Genomic DNA, 18,001 nt, shown 5'->3' on the forward strand with positions numbered 1-18,001 from the left:
TATCCCGCGCCTGCGCCGCCCGCACCGCCCTCCCAGTGCCTGGCGGCGCAGGCGCACCTTTTCTAACTACGGGAGACCGCCATGAAACGAGCCATTCTCGCCCCTGCCGAACTTGGCGGGGCCGCCCTAGACGAGCTGAAACAATGGCTCGCCATAACCACACCAAACGACGATCCGACATTGATCAGTTTGCTCGAAGCCAGCCTGGAATTGTGCGAGGCTTTTACCGGTACCGCTCCAATTGCTGCAACCTATGAAGAAATCTGGCCGGCTTCGCGTGAATGGCAAACGCTTTCCACGCGCCCCATTCTAGCCATCACCGGAGTGGAAGGCATTCCGGCAGAAGGGCCGCGCTTTGCCCTCGCGCCGGACGCCTATGAAATGGATCTGGGTGCAGACGGCACAGGCATGGTACGAATTATTCGCCAAGGTGCCGCTGGCCGGATTGCGGTCCGGTTCACCGCCGGACTCGCGCCGGGCTGGGGCTCGCTGCCGGCAGGTTTGAGGCATGGCACCATCCGTCTGGCCGCGCAGCATTTCCGCGAGCGAGATTCTGGGTTTGCCGCAATGCCGCCCGCCGCTGTCACAGCGTTGTGGCGTCCATGGCGCAGGCTGCGGCTTACATGATTGATGCCAAATCGTCGCAGTCTTCGGCAGCGCTCACCAACCGGCTTGTCGCAAAGGCGCGCAGACTGGGTCTCGCCTACGCCGAGAATGCGAGGCGCGCACGCAAGGCGGATGCCAGCCATTGGCGAAGCCCCCGATTGCTATGGCCCCTTTTCAGCGAGGATCGTTAGATGGAAACCCTGCTACGCGCTGCGCTTCTCGATTGGTTGCGCTCGGACCTCACTCTCGCCGATCTGCTCAACGCAGTCGAAGAGGAAAGTCCGGTGCGCGCCACCCCGCCCTGGCTTGGCATTGCCACGAGCGCATCGATTGACTGGAGCGCAAAGAACCGGATCGGACGGGAGGTCCGGATTGCACTCGAATTGCAAACTCGCGGCGACGATGCCGTAGGCGATGGCGCCCTTGTCGCCGCGATTGAGAAGCGCATGACCGCCTTCCCGCGCAATCAATCGGGCTTCGACATGATCACTGTCCAATTCCTGCGTGCCCGCGCCGAGCGGCGTCCGCAAAATTTACTAACTATCCTGCTGGAATATCGCTTCCGCATCCTTGAAACATCACCGGAGTAACACATCATGACAGCTCAAAAAGGATCTGCCTTCTTGCTTAAAATAGGCGACGGAAATGCCAGCGAGGGACAACCCGTAACTTATCAAACCGTCGCCGGTCTTCGCACCACCCAAATGTCGATCAATGGCGACCCAGTGATTGTCACGCACAAGGAATCGGGCGGCTGGCGCGATCTGTTGTCGGGCGCCGGAACACGGTCTGTCTCGGTCAGCGCAAGCGGCATATTTCTGGGCAGCACTGCAGAGGCGCTAATCCGCGGCCACGCATTGGCCGGAACTGTCGATGATTACGAACTGTCTTTCGAAGACGGCGAAAAATTGCTCGGACGGTTTCTGGTTCAGCGGCTCGATTACTCCGGCGATTTCAATGGCGAGCGCAATTACACACTCCAGCTTGAAAGCTCCGGCGCGGTGCTCCCTGCATGAGCGGCGCGGCCAATCCCCACCGCGGAGAAGCCTCGATTTTGGTGAACGGGTCGCAGTATTTGCTGCGCCCTAGCTTTACGGCGCTGGTTGCAGCGGAAGAGGAGCTGGGCTCACTGTTTGCTTTGGTAGAACGCGCAGGCGAAGGTCGGTTGAAGCTGTCAGAGATGAGCGCCTTGTTTTGGCACTGCCTTGAGCAACAGAACAGCATATCTCGGGATCAGATCGGCGAAGCGGTCTTGGAAAGCGGCCTTGCGAAATGTGCGGCGCCGCTTCGCGCAATCCTGATCCAGATATTGCAGGGTGCCGGATGAACCAGTGTTTCGGTGAGAGCGCTATCCGTCTCGCCGGTCTCGCCGCGCAAGTTTTAGGCTGGCGGCCTGGCGACTTCTGGAATGCCACCCCTGCAGATCTCGTCTTGTCGCTGAACGCGTCAGACACAGAGACTGACACCCTCACCCGAACCGAGCTCAACAGCCTTTTGGAGGGCGAACAACATGGATGATTCTATCGATCAATTGCTGATCGAGGTGCGCGCAAGCACCAGCGGTTTTGCAGCAGATATTGGCGAAATGCGGCGAAGCGTGGATACCGACCTGATCAGCGGTTTTGGCAAAGCCGGCGATGTGCTCGAGCACAGCTTGCTCTCTGCCATTCGTAAGGGAAGCCTCGGTTTCGACGATCTGAAACGCGCCGCGTCACAGGCCCTGGATCAAATTGCATCGCAGGCAATGCAGCTTGGCCTTGACCAGATCTTTGGCGGGGGAGGTGCTGGTTCCACCGGCGGAATAGGCGGCATATTTGGCGGAATTGTAGGTTCGATCTTCGGCCTGCCGGGCCGTGCAACGGGCGGGCCCGTTTCACCGGGACGAGGCTATCTAGTAGGCGAGCGAGGGCCGGAGATGTTTGTTCCAACCAGTTCCGGACGCGTCGAGACACTCGATGGCGGCGGAAAGTCGCGCGATGTCCGCGTCGCCATCCAACTCTCCCAGCCACGCGGCACCAGTTCACCGACAGCCTTGCAGCGCTCGTCACGCCAAGTCGCCAGCGCCGTTCGCCGCGCACTTTCGGTTTAAAAAAGGACAGCACCATGGCATTTTGGCTTGCCCGTGGAAGACGGGGACAAGATAGCGACTTCATCCAGCGGTTCGACCCGCGATTCTGGACCGTCAATTTCCCGCGTCCGATGATGGCTTCGGTCATAACGCAGGGGGCCGACAAGCTGACAGTTGATTGCGAGTTTCACCATGAGGGTGAACTTTGCGGATTGATTTGGGAAAGCGAAGACACGCACGATCACCCTCTGCTGGCTTACTCTACAGATAGGGATTATTCACGAACCACCCTAAGGTTTCATTGGCGATCGAACGGATTAATTCCGCTCGACCAACCAAACGGTCCAACGCTGACTATTGAAGGCCGCGATGCAACTGGCGAACCGCGCAGTTGGTACATCCGCTTGTGGAATTACGCCGTGGGTACGCCAGACAATGCCGATATTGTCCTGCCATTTTCCAAGCTTGAGGGCGGTTACGGACTACCCGGCGAGGCTATCTACCCGGCCGATATTGACCGGATATTTATCTCTTTGGTTCCGCCCGGCTACGTCGCCGATAGCACTGCGCCGTTGCCAGAATTGGCAAGCGCATCACTCAAGCTCACCGAAATCGCCTGCGACGGACACCGTCCGATGCTGGAAATTGGTGATGTGATGGTCCCGCCACATGGCGAACAGATCGCCACCGCCTATGACGATTCGTACAATCTGACGCCCGAGCGGCTACTCCGCAATATCCGCGGGCTTGGCTACCGTGGGCGGATTCTTCACTATTTAGGAATGAGCCACTTCTTCAGGCTTGAGCCCGGCGAAGGACGGCTGATTGTCGCTGGTGACGGGACGATAAGCCGACCTGCATTCCGGTGGCACATCTCTTTCTTCACCATATGCTTAGAGCAAGGTCTCCAGCCGATTTGCTCATTATCCTACGAGGTCCTTGCTGAGCATTGTCCGCAAAGCTGGCAGCAAATTGCGCATGATGGCGAGGCTGGCCGAACAGGTTGGGATCCACCTTCCGCTTTACTATCACCCGCAAACGGCGAAGCGATGGGCTGGCTGCAATCGGTTGCCGCGATATTTACGGCACTGATGCAAAATTCCGGACTCCCGGTGCTGTTCCAGATCGGAGAACCGTGGTGGTGGATCACCGCAGACCATAAGCCGTGCATGTACGATGCCGCTGCGATTGCTGAATTTGGCGGCAGTCCGCCGATTATCGCGTCAATGCGGGGCAACCTTGACCCGGCCCAGACAGCTCTGCTCGATCAAGCTGGGGCAATTTTGGCCGAATCGACCGCCGATCTTGCGCAAGCGGTTCGCGGCGCTGCAAATGGACCAGCCGAAATTCTACTGCTCGCGTTCACCCCGACCATTCTCGATCCGGAAATGCCCGAGCTTAAACGAGCCAATGTCCCGTTAGGCTGGGCGAGGCCCGCTTTCGACCGGCTGCAGTTGGAAGATTATGACTGGCTAACATCAGGCGCGGATGCACAGCGGCGGGCCGCCTATGCCGAATTCGATGCGCGATTGGGGTATCCGGTTGAAGAGCAAGACTATTTGTCGGGCTTCGTGCTCGACCCAGCTGATGCCGAGGATTTTTGGACACGCATAGACGCAGGTCTTGATGAAGCCGCCCAGCGCGGCATTGAACAGCGCTTTGTTTGGGCGCTGCCGCAAATCACCCGCGATGGCTACACCCGCCTCGCCACATCCGAGGAAAATCCCGTGAAAGCTTTTGATGATGTGCTTTATCCGCTCGCTCTGGGCCGTGACACCGGGGTTAGTCCAGAATTCTCGACTTCAGTTGCGGTAACTGCTTCGGGCCATGAACGGCGCAATTCCTTGTGGTCCGATGCCCGATTGCATTTCGATGTCGGTCCCGGAATCCGTTCCGAGCAAGAACTCGGCACGCTGATCCAGTTTTTCCGTGCAAGGCGGGGCGCAGCACGCGGGTTTCGCTTAACCGATCCGTTCGATTTCAGCTCTAATCTTATGACCGGCCAACCTTCGCCATCAGACCAGTTGCTGGGCATTGGCGATGGCAATGCTGCGAGTTTTGCCCTGATCAAGTCATATGGTGCCGGAGATGAGCCCCAAATTCGGCCAATCAGCAGAGTGCGAGTGGAAACACTGCTGGTAAGCGTGGACGGCGTTCCAGTGGACGAGTGGACATACCAGACTGGTGGCACAGTCGAGTTCACTCAGGCCCCGCCGCAAGGTGCCGAAATTCGTGCTGGTTTCTTGTTCGATGTTCCTGTTCGCTTCGCAGAAGACCGGCTCGATGTGAGCGGTGCAAATTTCGCAGCCGGCGAGGCACCATCTGTGCCGCTGGTCGAAATTCGCGAGGCGTCATGAGCCCGGTATTCTTTCGCACCGAGCTGGAAGGTGTCGCAACATTCTGGCGAATTATGCGTAACGACGGCGTCTCTCTGGGCTTTACCAGCCATAATCGTGATTTGCGATTTGATGGCGTGCTTCACCGTGCTGCTCCCGGAATGCTGCCAAGCGCGATCTACAAATCAGCGGATCTGTCACCCGATAGCGCCGAGGTTCAAGGAGTGCTGACCCATTCGGCCATCCGCTCGGCAGATTTGGCCGAAGGGCGTTATGATTCTGCCAGCATCCAGATCGGCGCTGTGAATTGGGAAACGCTCGACCGCGCGACTCTATATCACGGTACGTTAGGACCGGTGAAAGAAGAAAGCGGTGGGTTCGTCGCGGAGCTTCATTCCGCCAAGGCGGCGCTCAATATAGATTATGTCCCGCGAACCAGCCCAACTTGCCGGGCACAGTTTTGCGGAGCCGGATGTACGCTTTCTGCTTCGAAATACATGATCGAAGCAATCGTTAGTTCGGTCGATATTGAACGCAATGCCGTAAGTTTCGCTGCTATCGATCAAGCTCTTTTTGTCGGTGGTGAGCTGCGCTGGTTTAATGGGATGCAGTGCGGTTTACGAACGCAGATCATTGATTTGACGGTCGAGGGCTTGATCCTCGACCGTCCGCTCGCAGTCGATATAGCCCCGGGAAATCGAGCCCGGTTACTAGAAGGCTGCAACCACACGCTGGCGACATGCGGTGACCGTTTCAGCAACGCAATCAATTTTCAGGGTGAACCTCATCTGCCCGGCAATGATCTGCTTGCCCGGTATCCTTTGCCGCAATGAGTTATGTTGCGAACAAATTCGCCAAAGCTGCGGTCTCGTTGGTCGGCACACCCTTCAGATTGCATGGTCGAGACCCGCATTCGGGCCTCGACTGTGTGGGATTAATAAACGAATCGCTCAAGATCGCCGGGCTGCCTAGACCACAGCTACCCAAATATGCGCTGCGCAATTCAGACTACTCATTTGTTCTGAAAACAGCTTGTCTTGCCGGGTTTAAGCCAGCCAAGAATGGCATCTTTCTTGGCGACTTGGTGGTGGTTAAGCCTGGTCCCGCACAGCTCCATTTCCTCGTTGCACAGGCTCGCGGTGGATTCGTGCACGCCCATGCCAGTTTGCGCGAGATTGTGACCATGCCTGGACCGGTCACATGGCCGATATGGGCGATTCTGAGATTAGAAGAGAAAGGCTGAGACCATGGCAACTTTGGTTCTAGGCGCACTTGGAACGATGTTTGGCGGGCCATTGGGCGGTGCAATTGGCGCCTTGGCCGGCCGCCAGATCGATGGCGCAATAATTGGTAATGGATCGCGCGAAGGCCCGCGTTTGAAAGAATTGGCCATCACTACTTCAACATATGGGACACCGATCGGCAAGCATTACGGCCGGATGCGCACCTCTGGATCGATCATCTGGGCAACCGACTTACAAGAAAATCGGGAGTCTAGCAGCGGCGGTAAAGGCAAGCCGAAAACCACCGAGTACAGCTATTCCTCTTCCTTCGCAGTCGCCATTGCCAGCCGCCCCATTGGCGGAATTGGCAGGATATGGGCCGATGGTAATTTGCTCCGCGGTGCAGCAGGTGACCTCAAGACCCCCGGTTCGCTTCGGGTCTACGAAGGATACGGAGACCAAAGCCAAGACCCTCTTCTGATGTCTGCACTCGGGGCGAGCTGCCCTGCATATCGCCACTGCGCTTATGTTGTGTTCGAGGATTTGCAGCTTGAAGATTTTGGAAACCGGATCCCTGCTTTAACCTTCGAAGTAATTGCCGACGAAGGCACTCTTGCGCTCTCGGATATTGTAGATCCGCTCGTGTCCGGCGCCCGCAGCACACGCAAGTTGAAAGACGTCTCGGGCATTAGCTACGAGGGAGGTAGCTTGCTTGGTACACTCGGCGTCATCGATTATTTGTATCCTTTAACGAGTGATTCTAGCGGCGACGAATTTAACCTGAGCGAAGCAAGCGCGCACGGCTTAACTCCAATTATACTTCCGCCGCCGGCCTCCGCTTGGGAGGAAAATGATTTTGGCGGTGCTGAAGGCTCAACGCGTGAACGCCAGATTGGAAGTAACAGCCGGCCGAACGCGATCAGGTACTATGACACAGGCCGCGATTATCAGATCGGCATTCAAAGGCCGGAAGGGCGTTCAAATTCATCAGGCAATGAAGTTTTGGAATTCCCCGGCGCGCTAGGAGCGGACTCGGCTCGTTTCTTGGTCAACCAAGCTTCAGCCAGAGCAAAATGGACGCCAGACCGGTTGCGCTGGCGCATTGCGGAATTAGACGCGTCTCTGATTCCTGGCGCGATTGTGCGAGCTCCTGGTATCGACGGCCTTTGGGTATTGTCAGGGTGGGAGTGGCGGGAACGAGGCATTGAGTTGGACTTGCAGCGCAAATTGCCTGTTCAGCTAACCGCGGCTTCGGAGGGTTCCGGAGACCCTGGCCTTCCAGCGTTGCCGCCAGACCTTATTTCGTCGCCAACACAAATCCGTGCGTTTGAATTGCCCTGGCATGGAATTGGTAATCCGGACGAGCCCCATGTTTATGCGGCAGTGAGTGGAAGCAATCCGAATTGGACCGGAGCCGCCTTATATTCCGATAATTCCGGTCAACTCGTGCCAATTGGGTCAAGCGGCAGGGGCCAGTCGGTCATCGGCCATTTGCTGACTAGCCTGCCTGCCTCACCCGCCATCCTCTTCAATCAGCAGGCCTCCTGCAATATCCAAACGCAGCACGACGGAATGCTTCTCAATTCTGTTTCGAAGGCGGAATTGGCGCAAGGCAAGAACCGGCTTTTGGTCGGCACGGAGATACTGCAATTCAAAGAAGCGGTGCAATTGTCAGAAACCGACTGGCGGTTGACCGGTTTGCTCAGGGGTCGGGCAGGCTCGGAGGCTGCGGCACTGGCCGGCCACAGCGAGGGCAAGCCCGTAGTTCTGCTGGACGACAATCTTGTACGGATCACTGCGGAACAATTACCTGAGGACCACGGCATATTACTCGCAGCGATAGGGAGAGGAGATGACGATGCCGTTCTCACACCGATCAATAGCCGCGGCATTAGTAGCCAGCCGCTCAGCCCCGTCCATCCGAGAATATCTCTGCTTGAAAATGGCGATCTCCGGCTATCTTGGATTCGCCGCTCCCGCGGAGCTTGGGCATGGCACGATTATGTTGAGGTGCCTCTGAACGAAGAAAAAGAATTATACAGAGTTGGAATTGGCGCTCGTGATAATCCGGTCGCCTATTGGCTTACTGCTGTTCCCGAAATTGAATTAACTCAGTCCGATATAAACGGATATTCTGGAAACGCGGTGTGGGTCCAGCAAATTGGCCGAATCAGCCAGTCATCACCGTTACTGCTCGGATTGTTGCCTTGATTCGCAAATGCGAAACAATTCAGAAATTCTCCAAAAATATAGTAAGATTGGACCATTGTTATGCCAGACCCCGTTCAGTTCACCAGCTCCACACCACGTTTTAGCTTGCCATTTCTCTTTGCCGGGCAGGCGCAAAAAGAATTTCTCGTCAACGAGGCCCATGCCCTGACGGACTTTTTGCTTCACCCTGCTGTTGAAGCCACCGAGCTTTCTCCACCCTCGGACCCGCAGAGCGGTCAGGCTTGGATCATTGCCGAATCCGCTACGGGAGATTGGGCTGGAAGAGCCACCCAAATTGCCGCCTATCAAGTCGACGGCTGGCTATACATCCTGCCCCAGATAGGTATGCAGATCTTTGATAAGGCATCGAAGCAATTCGCGGTTTTCGACGGTCAATGGCAAAAACCCAGCCCTCCAAAAGAAGCTTTGGGTGGCCAAACGGTCGATGCGGAGCTAAGAGAAGCTTTCGTAGGTCTAGTTGAAAGCCTTAAGATCGCAGGAATTTATTCGGCAATTGAGTAGGAACCAATTGCTAGGCATCACCGTTTAGGTGGTGTCAGGATGAGGAGCGTGATCAAATTTAAGGCTCCAAATGGTAAAGAGAGGCTTTCATGCAACAGTTTGCAACGATTGAACTCTTGCCTCTCCTACGAGGAAAAGTTAGAAAACTGCCACTCGGTGGCTCAATTTCGCTATTAAAGGGGAACTACATAATGCGGAAACTCGTCATAGGCATGGCGCTGGCCTCAACGGCCCTTGCTTCGCCTGCGCTCGCCCGCGACGGTCAATGGTATGTCGAGGTCGGTGGCGGCCCAATGCTCATTGAAGATGTCGCTTTTGATGTAAACGATGGTGCTGGCAATATTATTGCTGACACTCAAGAAGGTTACGACTTCGGTGGTGCCGTTGGTTATGACTTCGGTGCTTTCCGCCTCGAAGCCGAAACCAGCTACCGCGAAGGCGATATCGATAATCTGTCTGCAGATTCGATCGGACTTCCACGGGTTAACACCGTAACGCCCCCAGGCACTTATCCTGCTGCTGGTGACGTGAATGTACTTAGCTTCATGGTCAACGGTCTGTTCGACTTCGGTGACGATGATGGTCTCCAAGGCTTTGCTGGCGGCGGTGTGGGCGTTGCCCGTACCGATGCTCAAGCTTGTGCTAACCCACGCGCTTGTGATGCCTTCAACGATTCGGATACCGGCTTCGCATGGCAAGTTCTCGCCGGTGTTCGCGCACCTTTGAGCGACAGCTGGGATGTTGGCCTTCGTTATCGCTTGTTCACTGCAGAAAGCGTCAGCATCGTTGATCGCTTCGGACGTGATCTCGATGGCAAGTTCCGTTCGCACTCGCTGCTCGGTACGCTGACATACAACTTCGGTGGTGAGGCTCCGCCTCCGCCGCCAGTACCGATGGCGCCTCCTCCACCAGTACGCACGCCTCCACCACCACCAGCGCCAGTTGCACCGCCGCCTCCGCCGCCATGCAACAAAGGCCCTTACATCGTGTTCTTTGAATGGGATCAGTCGGATATCACTCCGGAAGCTGCCACAATTCTGAACAGCGCTGTTTCGGCCTATGCAAACTGCGGAATGGCTTCGGTCATGCTCGCTGGTCACGCTGATGCGTCCGGCGCGAAGACTTACAACGTCGGACTTTCCGAGCGTCGTAACGAATCGGTCACTAACTATCTTGCAGGTCGCGGAATTCCGACCAGCCGGATTTCAAGTGAAGCATTTGGTGAAAGCGCACTGCGCGTTCCAACTGCTGACGGTGTTCGCGAATTGCAGAACCGTCGTGTGGAAGTAACTTACGGTCCGGGCTCCGGCATGTAAGTTCGCTTACGCGAAAATAATCTTGGAAGGGGCCGGAGCAATCCGGCCCCTTTTTTGTTATACCTCCAGAAAGCCTTATGGAGACCGGCATGACATTTGCGAAAATCCCCTTAGCCCTTCTGGCTTTAACGTTCTTATCCGCCTGCGCAGGGCAGCAAGTTGCGCCGACTGGCGAGGACGATGCCTTCTCGAAAACCGTCGCCACAGGAACCTTCAAGAATGCCAATGGTGAAGCAATCGGCGAAGTTCAGCTGACCGAAACGACAGGACAGGTGCGATTGTCCGCAAAGATAAGCGGCCTGACAGCCGGGCAGCGCGGGTTTCATCTTCACCAGACAGGCTCTTGCGAGAGCCCGGACTTCAAGTCTGCTGGTGGTCATCTAAATCCACTGGACAGGAGCCATGGATCAAAATCAGAAGGCGGCAGCCACCTCGGCGACCTACCCAATTTGATTACGAATGAAGCGGGCCAATCTATGTTGACCGCAAAGTTCACAAATCACGCAGAACAAGTGCTGGCCTGGATATTCGATGAAGATGGTACGGCCGTCATGATTCACGCCGAGCCCGACGACTATCTGACAGATCCTACTGGTGCCGCCGGACCTCGCGTCGCTTGTGCGGTGCTAGTCCGGCCTTAGCCAATCCCAGACATCACCCTCTTATCCGATGACTTCACCAGCGGCTTTCGCTCGTTCAATCAAAGTCAATTCGGCTGTGGGCACCAACCGATAGGCTGCAATCAGAAGTACCGTTCCGATTGGCGCAGCTATCAACAGTGAAAGCACCCCAGTTGAGAGGCTGCCTGTCATGACAGACACTTGACCCGCTAGATATGGTCCAAGCGCCAGACCGATGAGCGTTGTGGACAGGAAGAATGTTGCAGTAGCGGTACCTCTCATACGGGGAAGAACTAAATCCTGAGACGTTGCCGCCGCAGCGCCCAAGGCCGAGCTTGCAAACAGGCTAAGGACGAAACTCAGGACATAAAACAGCGCAACATTCGAGGTATTGAATGCCACGATCAATGGGATAACCGGAGCAAGAACCCCGAATAGAATGACCAATATGCGGCCGGCAGGATTACGTTCGCGGAGCCAATCAGCAACACGGCCACCAATGATCACGCCCAAGAAGCCTGCAACCGCCCCTGGCCCGCCGATCCAAAAGCCAACCATGCTTGGCGCTTCGCCAAGAACACGGATCGCATATGGGGCCGCCCAAAAGGTGACAGAGTAGGATGCAAATGCGACCATCCCGTACCCAAGGATTGTGCATAAGAATGCCGGAGATCCCCAGATCAAAGCAAAGGTTGGCGGATCGCGACGCTTGAGCGTGGTTGCCCACGAAAACACAGCATAATATCCGATTGCAACCGCGATCCATTGGCGCCAGTCACCAGTAACGAGGATCAACAAATAGGCGACGGCTGAAATGACTGCAGCGCCAATCAAATTGGTGACCAACGCCCGAGAACCATGCTGGGCTGCTTGCAGCACTGTAAATGGCGGAATGATCGCGAACAATTCTTGGACAAAGCCGCGGAAGGGGTCTTTGACAGGATCTGTAACGATGCCATCAACTTGTCCCCGGATCGGCTCACGCAAGGTAAACACCAGCGCTGCAAGCAGCAGACCTGGAAGACCAACGGCGATAAACGCTGCTTGCCAGCCAGCGAGATTAAAGGCACCCCCATCAGGATAAGCGGAGTTCCACCGCTCCACGATTAATCCGCCAATCAACAATGAAACACCGCCGCCGATATATAGGCCCGATGAATAAATCGCGAGAGCAGTGGCGCGCATCCGCTTGGGAAACCAATCAGAGATGAGGGAATAGGCCGCAGGACTGGCTGTTGCTTCACCCACGCCAACCCCGATCCTCGCGACACTCAGCGCGCCGAAGCTACGCGCAAAACCGGACAGCGCGGTCATGGCAGACCATAGCGCGAGACCTATCGTCATCAAGCGGACCCGGTGCCAATTGTCTGCAAGCTTGCCCAGCGGAATGCCAAACAAGGCGTAAAACACTCCGAAGGCTGTTCCATAAAGAAAGCCCAAATCATCATCACCGATGTTCAAATCGGCTTTAATATCTTCAGCCAAGATCGATAGAATATTGCGGTCTACGAAATTCAAAATGTAGATGAGAACCAAAATACCCAGCGCGTACCAGCTGTAGGCGGGAACTTTCTTCGCTTCACCATCAGTCTCGGGTTTGGCAACTACGCTACTATCATTCGGCATAAACGGTTCCATCTTCCAGGCCTGCTTCGGAAAAGCCCTTTTGCCGCAATCTGCAGCTATCGCAAACCCCGCAGGCCAATCCTTCTACCGATGGGTCGTAACAAGACCAGCTCAGGCTGGTATCCAGTCCAAGCCGATCTGCCTCGACGGCAATTCCCGCCTTAGTAAGATCCTGCAATGGGGTGTGAATAGTAAACGGCGCGCCCTCCACTCCAGATTTTGTGCCCAAGCGAGCCGTCTCAGCGAAACTGCTGATGAATTCCGGTCTGCAATCGGGATAGCCGGAGTAATCGAGCGCGTTAACCCCGATAAAAATGTCCTGCGCACCTGTTACTTCGGCCCATGCCAAAGTCAGCGATAAGAACACCAGATTACGGGCTGGAACATACGTAATCGGAATGTCTTGGCCGACCCCGCCTTTTGGCACGTCGATATCGTCCGTCAGAGCTGACCCCCCGAATGCCCGCAAATCAAGCGGTAGAATAACATGCCGTTCGCATTGCAGTTTGGCCGCAATAGTCTTGGCCGATTCAATTTCGATCCGGTGCCGCTGACCGTAGTCAATTGTGAGAGCAAACAGGGAATAGCCTTGCTCACGCGCGAGCGCAGCTGAGACCATTGAATCGAGACCGCCAGACAGCAGCACTACCGCGGGCCGCGGGCATTTTAATGATGAAGTCGCCATGCGCTTCCGGCTAATCGGAAAAACTCCGCTCTGCAATCCCACTATTGTTTTCGGGATCGAGACTTATCGGCAGTTACCTGTTCGGCGTGCTTCAGCGGTAAACTCGAATTGCTTTGTCCCGGCAATCCCCTGAGCTTCGATTTGAACGAGCGACCTAGTCTCTCGCCGGATGCTGGTTCGGCCATAGCCGTCTCCCCGGCAAGAATATTGCACGGTAACTTCTTGGGCCGAATCTTCAATCACTGTACGATTACAAGCACGGCCCGGATGCCTTATCTGGATAAGCTCACGGCCGGTTCGCACGCAGATTTTCTCCGACGGTCGGCCGTCACGATAGCGTAATTCCCACTGACCCCGATCAAGATTATCAAGCATGGCAAGCGCCGGCGCCTGAGCGGTGGCTGGCATCATAAAAGGAACAGCGAGCGTCGCCGCCACGGCCGCTTTTCCCAAAAATCCAATAGCTGTTCTCAAATTCGCAGTCATATCACACAATATCCTTGTGGGTGACCCATAGCACATTCTCGGACCATCGACAAAGCGTTCTTTGCCAGCGGTGAAGCGTTAAGCCGCGATGGGAAATTTCCTTGAACAAAACGCACAATCCACTTGGATAAATCCGGCTTCGTCACGCATTTCTGCTCGCTCTGATTCAGGAAAGCCGGAAAGGACCGACCGATAATGTTCAATGGAGCAACGACAGCCACGCTCTAGGCGGTTACCCTGCAAAACGCGAACCTCGTTCTCCTCATGAAATAATCGCCAAATAATAGCTTCAAGCGACAGACCCTTGTCGAGAAGTTCATCGTGACGAATGGTACCGGCCAGAATAGAAACATGGTCCCATTCAGGGTGATCAAGCCTTGCTTCAATCCGCTCTCTGCCATCTTCCCCGTCGGGCAAGTGTTGAATGAGCAGCCCAGCTGCAACGCAACCATCTGGGCCAGAATGAATTCCGACCTTGATTAAGGTCGGCAATTGTTCTGACTGCATGAAATAGCTTTCACACGCTTGCGCGATGCTTTCGCCTTCTAGCGGCACGATTCCCTGATACCGCCCCTTTTCACCGGGCTGGTCGAAAGTGATCGCAAGGTAACCTTTGCCAAACAGGGCAAAAAGCGAAGGGTTGGCGCCTAGATCGTCCAGCCGATCTTGATCAAAATCGACATAACCGCGAAGTTCCCCAGCGCGGTAATCGCACGCCAACAATCGTACGACGCCTCCGTCCGTCTGAGCCTGCATCGTCATTTGCCCAGTGTCATCTTTCAGCAGACTCCCGATCAAGGCTGTCAGGACAAGAGCCTCCGCAAGCAGATGCGTAATCGCAGGTGGGTAATTATGGGCAGACAGGATCGTATCGAGCACATCATCGATGCGAACAGTCCGGCCGCGAGCATCACGATGTGGCAGTGTGAAGCCAAGTAGTTGGTCACTGAAAGTGTCAGAATTGTCGGTCATTCTGTGAATATGGGTAGGGTGGTCAAGAAAGCCAGACCAAGCCACCACATCGCAAAATTCAAAGTTTCCCCAAAGCCCAAAGCAAGATCGACTTTTGAGCGTGAATGCGGTTTTCAGCCTCGTCAAAGACCCGCGATTGGGCGCTCTCAAATACAGCTTCACTGACCTCATCGCCAACATGAGCAGGCAAGCAATGGAGAAAGATTGCATCATCTTTTGCATGCGCCATTAGCGCTTCGTTCACTTGAAATGGAGCCATCGCCGCAAGCTTGTCCTCGGCATTCGTCTGGCCCATGGAAATCCACGTATCAGTAATGATAACATCAGCCCCGCCAGCGGCCTCTTGCGCGTCACTGGTTAAATCAATGCGTGCGCCAGCGGCACGTGCCATATCGACAAATTCTTGTTCCGGCTCATATCCCAGAGGCGTGGCAACGCGCACATTGAACTTCAGCAGGGCCGCGGCCTCTAGAATCGAATGCAGTACGTTATTGCCATCACCGAACCATGCAACCTCCAGGCCCGGCAAAGGCTTCTTGTTTTCAAGAATGGTCAAAAGGTCGGCAACTATCTGGCACGGATGCGACCGGTCGGTTAGGCCATTGATCACCGGCACAGTGGCAAAGCGCGCCATCTCTTCAATCTTTGCATGATCGCCAGTGCGGATCATGATTGCATCCGCCATCCGACTCAGAACTCGCGCCGTATCAGCGATGCTTTCGCCCCGGCCGAGCTGACTGGTTCCCGCTTCCAGAATGACTGCACTTCCGCCCAATTGACGCATCGCCATATCGAAGCTGACTCGCGTTCGCGTTGAATTCTTCTCGAAGATCATTGCCAGCACATGGCCTTCCAGCGGCTTGTCCGAGTCAGCCTTACCTTTCGGCGAAGAAACACGCGCAATCTTGCGTTCGTGCGCGTCTCCTAACATTGTGGCCAAAGCATCTGTGCCCGCATCGGACAAATCGAGAAAATGGCGAATAGTCACTATGTCGCCTCGGGAATTTCGTAGTCAGCTGCACCCGCCGACAGTTTTTCGAAAAATTCTTCGATCTCTTCATCACCGATCACCAGCGGCGGCAGCAAACGCAGGGTGTTGTCGCCAGCCGCCACCATCAGCAATTCGTGGTTGTCGCGCAGATGGACGAAAAACGGACGGGCTTCGACTTTCATCTTGAGGCCAAGCATCAGACCCTTCCCGCGAACAAGCTCGAACAAATCAGGGTAGTTGCCGATAAATTGTTCGAGGCGTGCGCGAATCCGTTCACCCTTGTCACGCACGCTGGCGAGGAATTCCTCATTTGCGACCGCTTCCATAACGGCAGTGCCCGCAGCCATTGCCAGCGGATTGCCGCCATAGGTCGAGCCATGTGTGCCAAATGTCATCCCGCGTGCAGCCTTCTCGGTCGCCAGACAAGCACCAAGCGGGAACCCTCCTCCGATGCCCTTCGCGGTCGCGACGATGTCGGGAAGGATGCCATATTGCTCATAGGCATATAGTGTGCCTGTGCGCGCAACGCCGCACTGAACCTCGTCGAGCGCAAGCATCAGATCGTGCTCGTCCGCCAATGCGCGAAGGCCTTTCATGAATTCCTCAGAGGCCGGACGGATCCCGCCTTCACCCTGAATCGGTTCGACCAGGAAACCTGCAGTATTTGGTCCGATCAACGATTTCGCCATCTCCAAATCGTCAAACTCGCAATATTTGAATCCTTCAAGCAATGGCATGAAACCATGGTGCATCTTGGTCTGGTTAGACGCGCTGATTGTGGCCATGGTCCGGCCATGGAAAGCATTTGTGAAGGTGATGATCTCGTACCTGTGCTCATTACCAGCTGATTGGTGATATGCCCGCACAGCCTTAATCGCCGTTTCAACCGCCTCCGCGCCCGAATTGGTGAAAAACACCGTGTCTGCAAAAGTGTTGTCTACCAGCATTTGGGCCAGCTTCTCACCCTGCGGACTGCCATAAAGGTTAGAGACATGCATCAATGTCTCGGCCTGCTTCTGGATGGCTCCGATTAGTCCTGGGTGCGAATGGCCGAGCAGATTCACCGCGATACCGCTGGCGAAATCGAGATAGCGCGTGCCGTCCTCGTCAATCAGATGGCAATGCTCCCCGCGCACCGGGCGAACGCCGCAGCGTGGATAGACGGGCATGAGCGGGGTGATGGCCATTACGAAACTTCCTGATTTGAAAAAATTGCACCAAACTTAGGGACACAAACGACAAATGGCGACCCCAAAGGAGCCGCCATTCATAATGTCTATGCATTTGCTCTTGCCCGTCAAATCGGACGGATTGCAAACGCCGGCAGTCAATTATCTGCGATCAACTTTCCGCAGGTGAAAGGTTGACTGCCGAGTGCTTGCCTCGTCGGTCAACTTCAAGGTCGAACTGGTAACGCTCGCCTTCGTTGATTGCCGTCAGGCCAGAACGTTCGACCGCGCTGATATGCACAAATGCATCGGGCTGGCCATCATCACGCACGAGAAAGCCGAAACCCTTCATGGCATTAAAGAACTTGACCGTGCCAGTTGCTTTTTCGCCGGTGAGTTCGCGTTGAGGAGCAGCACTGCGCTCGCTGCGATCACCGCCGCCGCTGCTTGCTGCAACTTCGATAACATCGCCGACAACTTGAAGGTCTTGCGCCGAAGTCTTCCCGCCACGATCAACCAGATTATATTCAAGGCCCTGACCTTCTGCGAGGCCGGAGAGGCCTGCACGTTCAACCGCGCTGATGTGAACGAAAACGTCTTCGCCGCCACCTTCTTGTTGAATGAAGCCGAAGCCCTTGTCGCCGTTGAAGAATTTCACAACGCCTTTGCCGGTTCCCACGACCTGTGCGGGCATACGGCTCGCACCGCCGGCTGCACCGGCCCCTGCGCCGCCTTGACGAAAACCGCCGCCGCCGCCACCGCCGCCACGATTGCCGCCGCCGAAGCGATCACCGCCACCGCCGCCGCGATTGCCGCCGCCGAAGCGATCACCTCCACCGCCGCCATAACTGTCGCCGCCGCCAAAACTATTGCCGCCGCCACCGCCGAACGGATCGAAACTATCTTCTCCAAAACCGTCGCGCTTATCACGGCCCCGACCACGGCGCCCTTTATCATAACCCATAATCTAAATCGTACCTTCGTATCTTCGCCCAATGTGCAATCAGGAAGCGACGTGGACGAAAAACACGCTTCCAATCTTGTGGGCCGGGGAATCGGAATCCCCAGTCCGGTCGCTTCAGACCATAACGCAAAACCACGCGCCATGCGAATGATTTCATATCCCGCAATTTTGTGGGCGCATTTTGTAGCATTTCCAATTTGAAAGAC

The 18,001-nt window shown here is 55.6% G+C and carries 20 protein-coding genes; 13 read left to right on the top strand and 7 right to left on the bottom strand.

Translation table 11 applies throughout. The features are described 5' to 3' along the window. The first annotated feature begins 81 nt into the window (after positions 1-81). The 13 genes from GRI36_RS01300 to GRI36_RS01360 all read left to right on the top strand — a co-directional run bounded on the left by GRI36_RS01300 (position 82) and on the right by GRI36_RS01360 (position 10,923). Positions 82-627 (top strand): head-tail connector protein, encoded by a 546-nt coding sequence (locus GRI36_RS01300; protein ID WP_160596822.1) that lies wholly within the window; start codon positions 82-84, stop codon positions 625-627. 170 nt (positions 628-797) lie between these two features. Continuing rightward, entirely contained in the window at positions 798-1,196 is a 399-nt protein-coding gene (locus tag GRI36_RS01305) for a DUF3168 domain-containing protein (RefSeq protein WP_160596823.1), read from the top strand. 6 nt (positions 1,197-1,202) lie between these two features. Then, on the top strand, positions 1,203-1,622 hold the full coding sequence (locus GRI36_RS01310; RefSeq protein ID WP_160596824.1) for a phage major tail protein, TP901-1 family: 420 nt from the start codon (positions 1,203-1,205) through the stop codon (positions 1,620-1,622). After that, a complete protein-coding gene (locus tag GRI36_RS01315) occupies positions 1,619-1,933 on the top strand; it encodes a gene transfer agent family protein (RefSeq protein ID WP_160596825.1) in 315 nt (104 codons plus the stop codon). Before GRI36_RS01310 ends, GRI36_RS01315 begins: the two co-directional genes overlap by 4 nt. Beyond that, positions 1,930-2,124 carry a phage tail assembly chaperone gene (locus GRI36_RS01320; RefSeq protein WP_160596826.1) on the top strand — a complete coding sequence of 65 codons (195 nt, stop codon included), beginning with the start codon at positions 1,930-1,932 and terminating at the stop codon, positions 2,122-2,124. Before GRI36_RS01315 ends, GRI36_RS01320 begins: the two co-directional genes overlap by 4 nt. Further along, the gene (locus GRI36_RS01325) at positions 2,117-2,695 is read left to right on the top strand and encodes a tail tape measure protein (RefSeq protein ID WP_160596827.1); all 579 of its coding nucleotides are present in this window, start codon (positions 2,117-2,119) and stop codon (positions 2,693-2,695) included. Before GRI36_RS01320 ends, GRI36_RS01325 begins: the two co-directional genes overlap by 8 nt. Before the next feature lie 14 nt (positions 2,696-2,709). Continuing rightward, a complete protein-coding gene (locus GRI36_RS01330; RefSeq protein WP_160596828.1) occupies positions 2,710-5,031 on the top strand; it encodes a DUF2460 domain-containing protein in 2,322 nt (773 codons plus the stop codon). Beyond that, positions 5,028-5,843 carry a DUF2163 domain-containing protein gene (locus GRI36_RS01335; RefSeq protein WP_160596829.1) on the top strand — a complete coding sequence of 272 codons (816 nt, stop codon included), beginning with the start codon at positions 5,028-5,030 and terminating at the stop codon, positions 5,841-5,843. The genes GRI36_RS01330 and GRI36_RS01335 overlap by 4 nt, the downstream gene beginning before the upstream one ends. Then, positions 5,840-6,253 carry an NlpC/P60 family protein gene (locus tag GRI36_RS01340; RefSeq protein WP_160596830.1) on the top strand — a complete coding sequence of 138 codons (414 nt, stop codon included), beginning with the start codon at positions 5,840-5,842 and terminating at the stop codon, positions 6,251-6,253. Before GRI36_RS01335 ends, GRI36_RS01340 begins: the two co-directional genes overlap by 4 nt. Positions 6,254-6,257: 4 nt before the next feature. Beyond that, positions 6,258-8,444 carry a GTA baseplate fiber-binding domain-containing protein gene (locus GRI36_RS01345; RefSeq protein WP_160596831.1) on the top strand — a complete coding sequence of 729 codons (2,187 nt, stop codon included), beginning with the start codon at positions 6,258-6,260 and terminating at the stop codon, positions 8,442-8,444. Between the two features lie 60 nt (positions 8,445-8,504). Beyond that, on the top strand, positions 8,505-8,966 hold the full coding sequence (locus GRI36_RS01350) for a DUF2793 domain-containing protein (RefSeq protein ID WP_160596832.1): 462 nt from the start codon (positions 8,505-8,507) through the stop codon (positions 8,964-8,966). A gap of 191 nt (positions 8,967-9,157) precedes the next feature. Next, on the top strand, positions 9,158-10,282 hold the full coding sequence (locus tag GRI36_RS01355; protein ID WP_160596833.1) for an OmpA family protein: 1,125 nt from the start codon (positions 9,158-9,160) through the stop codon (positions 10,280-10,282). Between the two features lie 89 nt (positions 10,283-10,371). Continuing rightward, entirely contained in the window at positions 10,372-10,923 is a 552-nt protein-coding gene (locus tag GRI36_RS01360; RefSeq protein WP_160596834.1) for a superoxide dismutase family protein, read from the top strand. A 21-nt stretch (positions 10,924-10,944) separates the two neighbouring features. Here GRI36_RS01360 and GRI36_RS01365 read toward each other — a convergent pair whose 3' ends face one another. From GRI36_RS01365 to GRI36_RS13990, 7 genes are all read right to left on the bottom strand, one after another. Continuing rightward, positions 10,945-12,528, bottom strand: a complete 1,584-nt coding sequence (locus GRI36_RS01365; protein ID WP_160596835.1) for a spinster family MFS transporter — start codon at positions 12,526-12,528, stop codon at positions 10,945-10,947. Next, entirely contained in the window at positions 12,518-13,213 is a 696-nt protein-coding gene (queC, locus tag GRI36_RS01370) for a 7-cyano-7-deazaguanine synthase QueC (protein ID WP_160596836.1), read from the bottom strand. Before queC ends, GRI36_RS01365 begins: the two co-directional genes overlap by 11 nt. Before the next feature lie 63 nt (positions 13,214-13,276). Next, the gene (locus GRI36_RS01375; RefSeq protein ID WP_235902129.1) at positions 13,277-13,699 is read right to left on the bottom strand and encodes a hypothetical protein; all 423 of its coding nucleotides are present in this window, start codon (positions 13,697-13,699) and stop codon (positions 13,277-13,279) included. A 78-nt stretch (positions 13,700-13,777) separates the two neighbouring features. Further along, positions 13,778-14,671 carry an Hsp33 family molecular chaperone HslO gene (hslO, locus tag GRI36_RS01380; protein ID WP_160596837.1) on the bottom strand — a complete coding sequence of 298 codons (894 nt, stop codon included), beginning with the start codon at positions 14,669-14,671 and terminating at the stop codon, positions 13,778-13,780. A gap of 58 nt (positions 14,672-14,729) precedes the next feature. After that, a complete protein-coding gene (gene argF / locus GRI36_RS01385) occupies positions 14,730-15,659 on the bottom strand; it encodes an ornithine carbamoyltransferase (protein WP_160596838.1) in 930 nt (309 codons plus the stop codon). Beyond that, a complete protein-coding gene (locus GRI36_RS01390; RefSeq protein WP_160596839.1) occupies positions 15,659-16,849 on the bottom strand; it encodes an aspartate aminotransferase family protein in 1,191 nt (396 codons plus the stop codon). Before GRI36_RS01390 ends, argF begins: the two co-directional genes overlap by 1 nt. 154 nt (positions 16,850-17,003) lie before the next feature. Further along, the gene (locus tag GRI36_RS13990; protein ID WP_160596840.1) at positions 17,004-17,795 is read right to left on the bottom strand and encodes a cold-shock protein; all 792 of its coding nucleotides are present in this window, start codon (positions 17,793-17,795) and stop codon (positions 17,004-17,006) included. Positions 17,796-18,001: the final 206 nt, after the last annotated feature.

It is taken from the genome of Pontixanthobacter gangjinensis, assembly GCF_009827545.1.
GTDB lineage: Bacteria > Pseudomonadota > Alphaproteobacteria > Sphingomonadales > Sphingomonadaceae > Pontixanthobacter > Pontixanthobacter gangjinensis.

Excerpts from the sequence above, each read along its gene's own strand:
- GRI36_RS01340 (WP_160596830.1), top strand. The coding sequence starts at position 5,840 with ATGAGTTATGTTGCGAACAAATTCGCCAAAGCTGCGGTCTCGTTGGTC.
- GRI36_RS01325 (WP_160596827.1), top strand. The coding sequence starts at position 2,117 with ATGGATGATTCTATCGATCAATTGCTGATCGAGGTGCGCGCAAGCACC.
- GRI36_RS01360 (WP_160596834.1), top strand. The coding sequence starts at position 10,372 with ATGACATTTGCGAAAATCCCCTTAGCCCTTCTGGCTTTAACGTTCTTA.
- GRI36_RS01310 (WP_160596824.1), top strand. The coding sequence starts at position 1,203 with ATGACAGCTCAAAAAGGATCTGCCTTCTTGCTTAAAATAGGCGACGGA.
- GRI36_RS01300 (WP_160596822.1), top strand. The coding sequence starts at position 82 with ATGAAACGAGCCATTCTCGCCCCTGCCGAACTTGGCGGGGCCGCCCTA.
- queC (WP_160596836.1), bottom strand. The coding sequence starts at position 13,213 with ATGGCGACTTCATCATTAAAATGCCCGCGGCCCGCGGTAGTGCTGCTG.
- GRI36_RS01315 (WP_160596825.1), top strand. The coding sequence starts at position 1,619 with ATGAGCGGCGCGGCCAATCCCCACCGCGGAGAAGCCTCGATTTTGGTG.
- hslO (WP_160596837.1), bottom strand. The coding sequence starts at position 14,671 with ATGACCGACAATTCTGACACTTTCAGTGACCAACTACTTGGCTTCACA.
- GRI36_RS01305 (WP_160596823.1), top strand. The coding sequence starts at position 798 with ATGGAAACCCTGCTACGCGCTGCGCTTCTCGATTGGTTGCGCTCGGAC.
- GRI36_RS01390 (WP_160596839.1), bottom strand. The coding sequence starts at position 16,849 with ATGGCCATCACCCCGCTCATGCCCGTCTATCCACGCTGCGGCGTTCGC.
- GRI36_RS01365 (WP_160596835.1), bottom strand. The coding sequence starts at position 12,528 with ATGCCGAATGATAGTAGCGTAGTTGCCAAACCCGAGACTGATGGTGAA.
- GRI36_RS01335 (WP_160596829.1), top strand. The coding sequence starts at position 5,028 with ATGAGCCCGGTATTCTTTCGCACCGAGCTGGAAGGTGTCGCAACATTC.
- GRI36_RS01375 (WP_235902129.1), bottom strand. The coding sequence starts at position 13,699 with ATGACTGCGAATTTGAGAACAGCTATTGGATTTTTGGGAAAAGCGGCC.
- GRI36_RS01350 (WP_160596832.1), top strand. The coding sequence starts at position 8,505 with ATGCCAGACCCCGTTCAGTTCACCAGCTCCACACCACGTTTTAGCTTG.
- GRI36_RS01345 (WP_160596831.1), top strand. The coding sequence starts at position 6,258 with ATGGCAACTTTGGTTCTAGGCGCACTTGGAACGATGTTTGGCGGGCCA.
- GRI36_RS01320 (WP_160596826.1), top strand. The coding sequence starts at position 1,930 with ATGAACCAGTGTTTCGGTGAGAGCGCTATCCGTCTCGCCGGTCTCGCC.
- GRI36_RS01330 (WP_160596828.1), top strand. The coding sequence starts at position 2,710 with ATGGCATTTTGGCTTGCCCGTGGAAGACGGGGACAAGATAGCGACTTC.
- GRI36_RS13990 (WP_160596840.1), bottom strand. The coding sequence starts at position 17,795 with ATGGGTTATGATAAAGGGCGCCGTGGTCGGGGCCGTGATAAGCGCGAC.
- GRI36_RS01355 (WP_160596833.1), top strand. The coding sequence starts at position 9,158 with ATGCGGAAACTCGTCATAGGCATGGCGCTGGCCTCAACGGCCCTTGCT.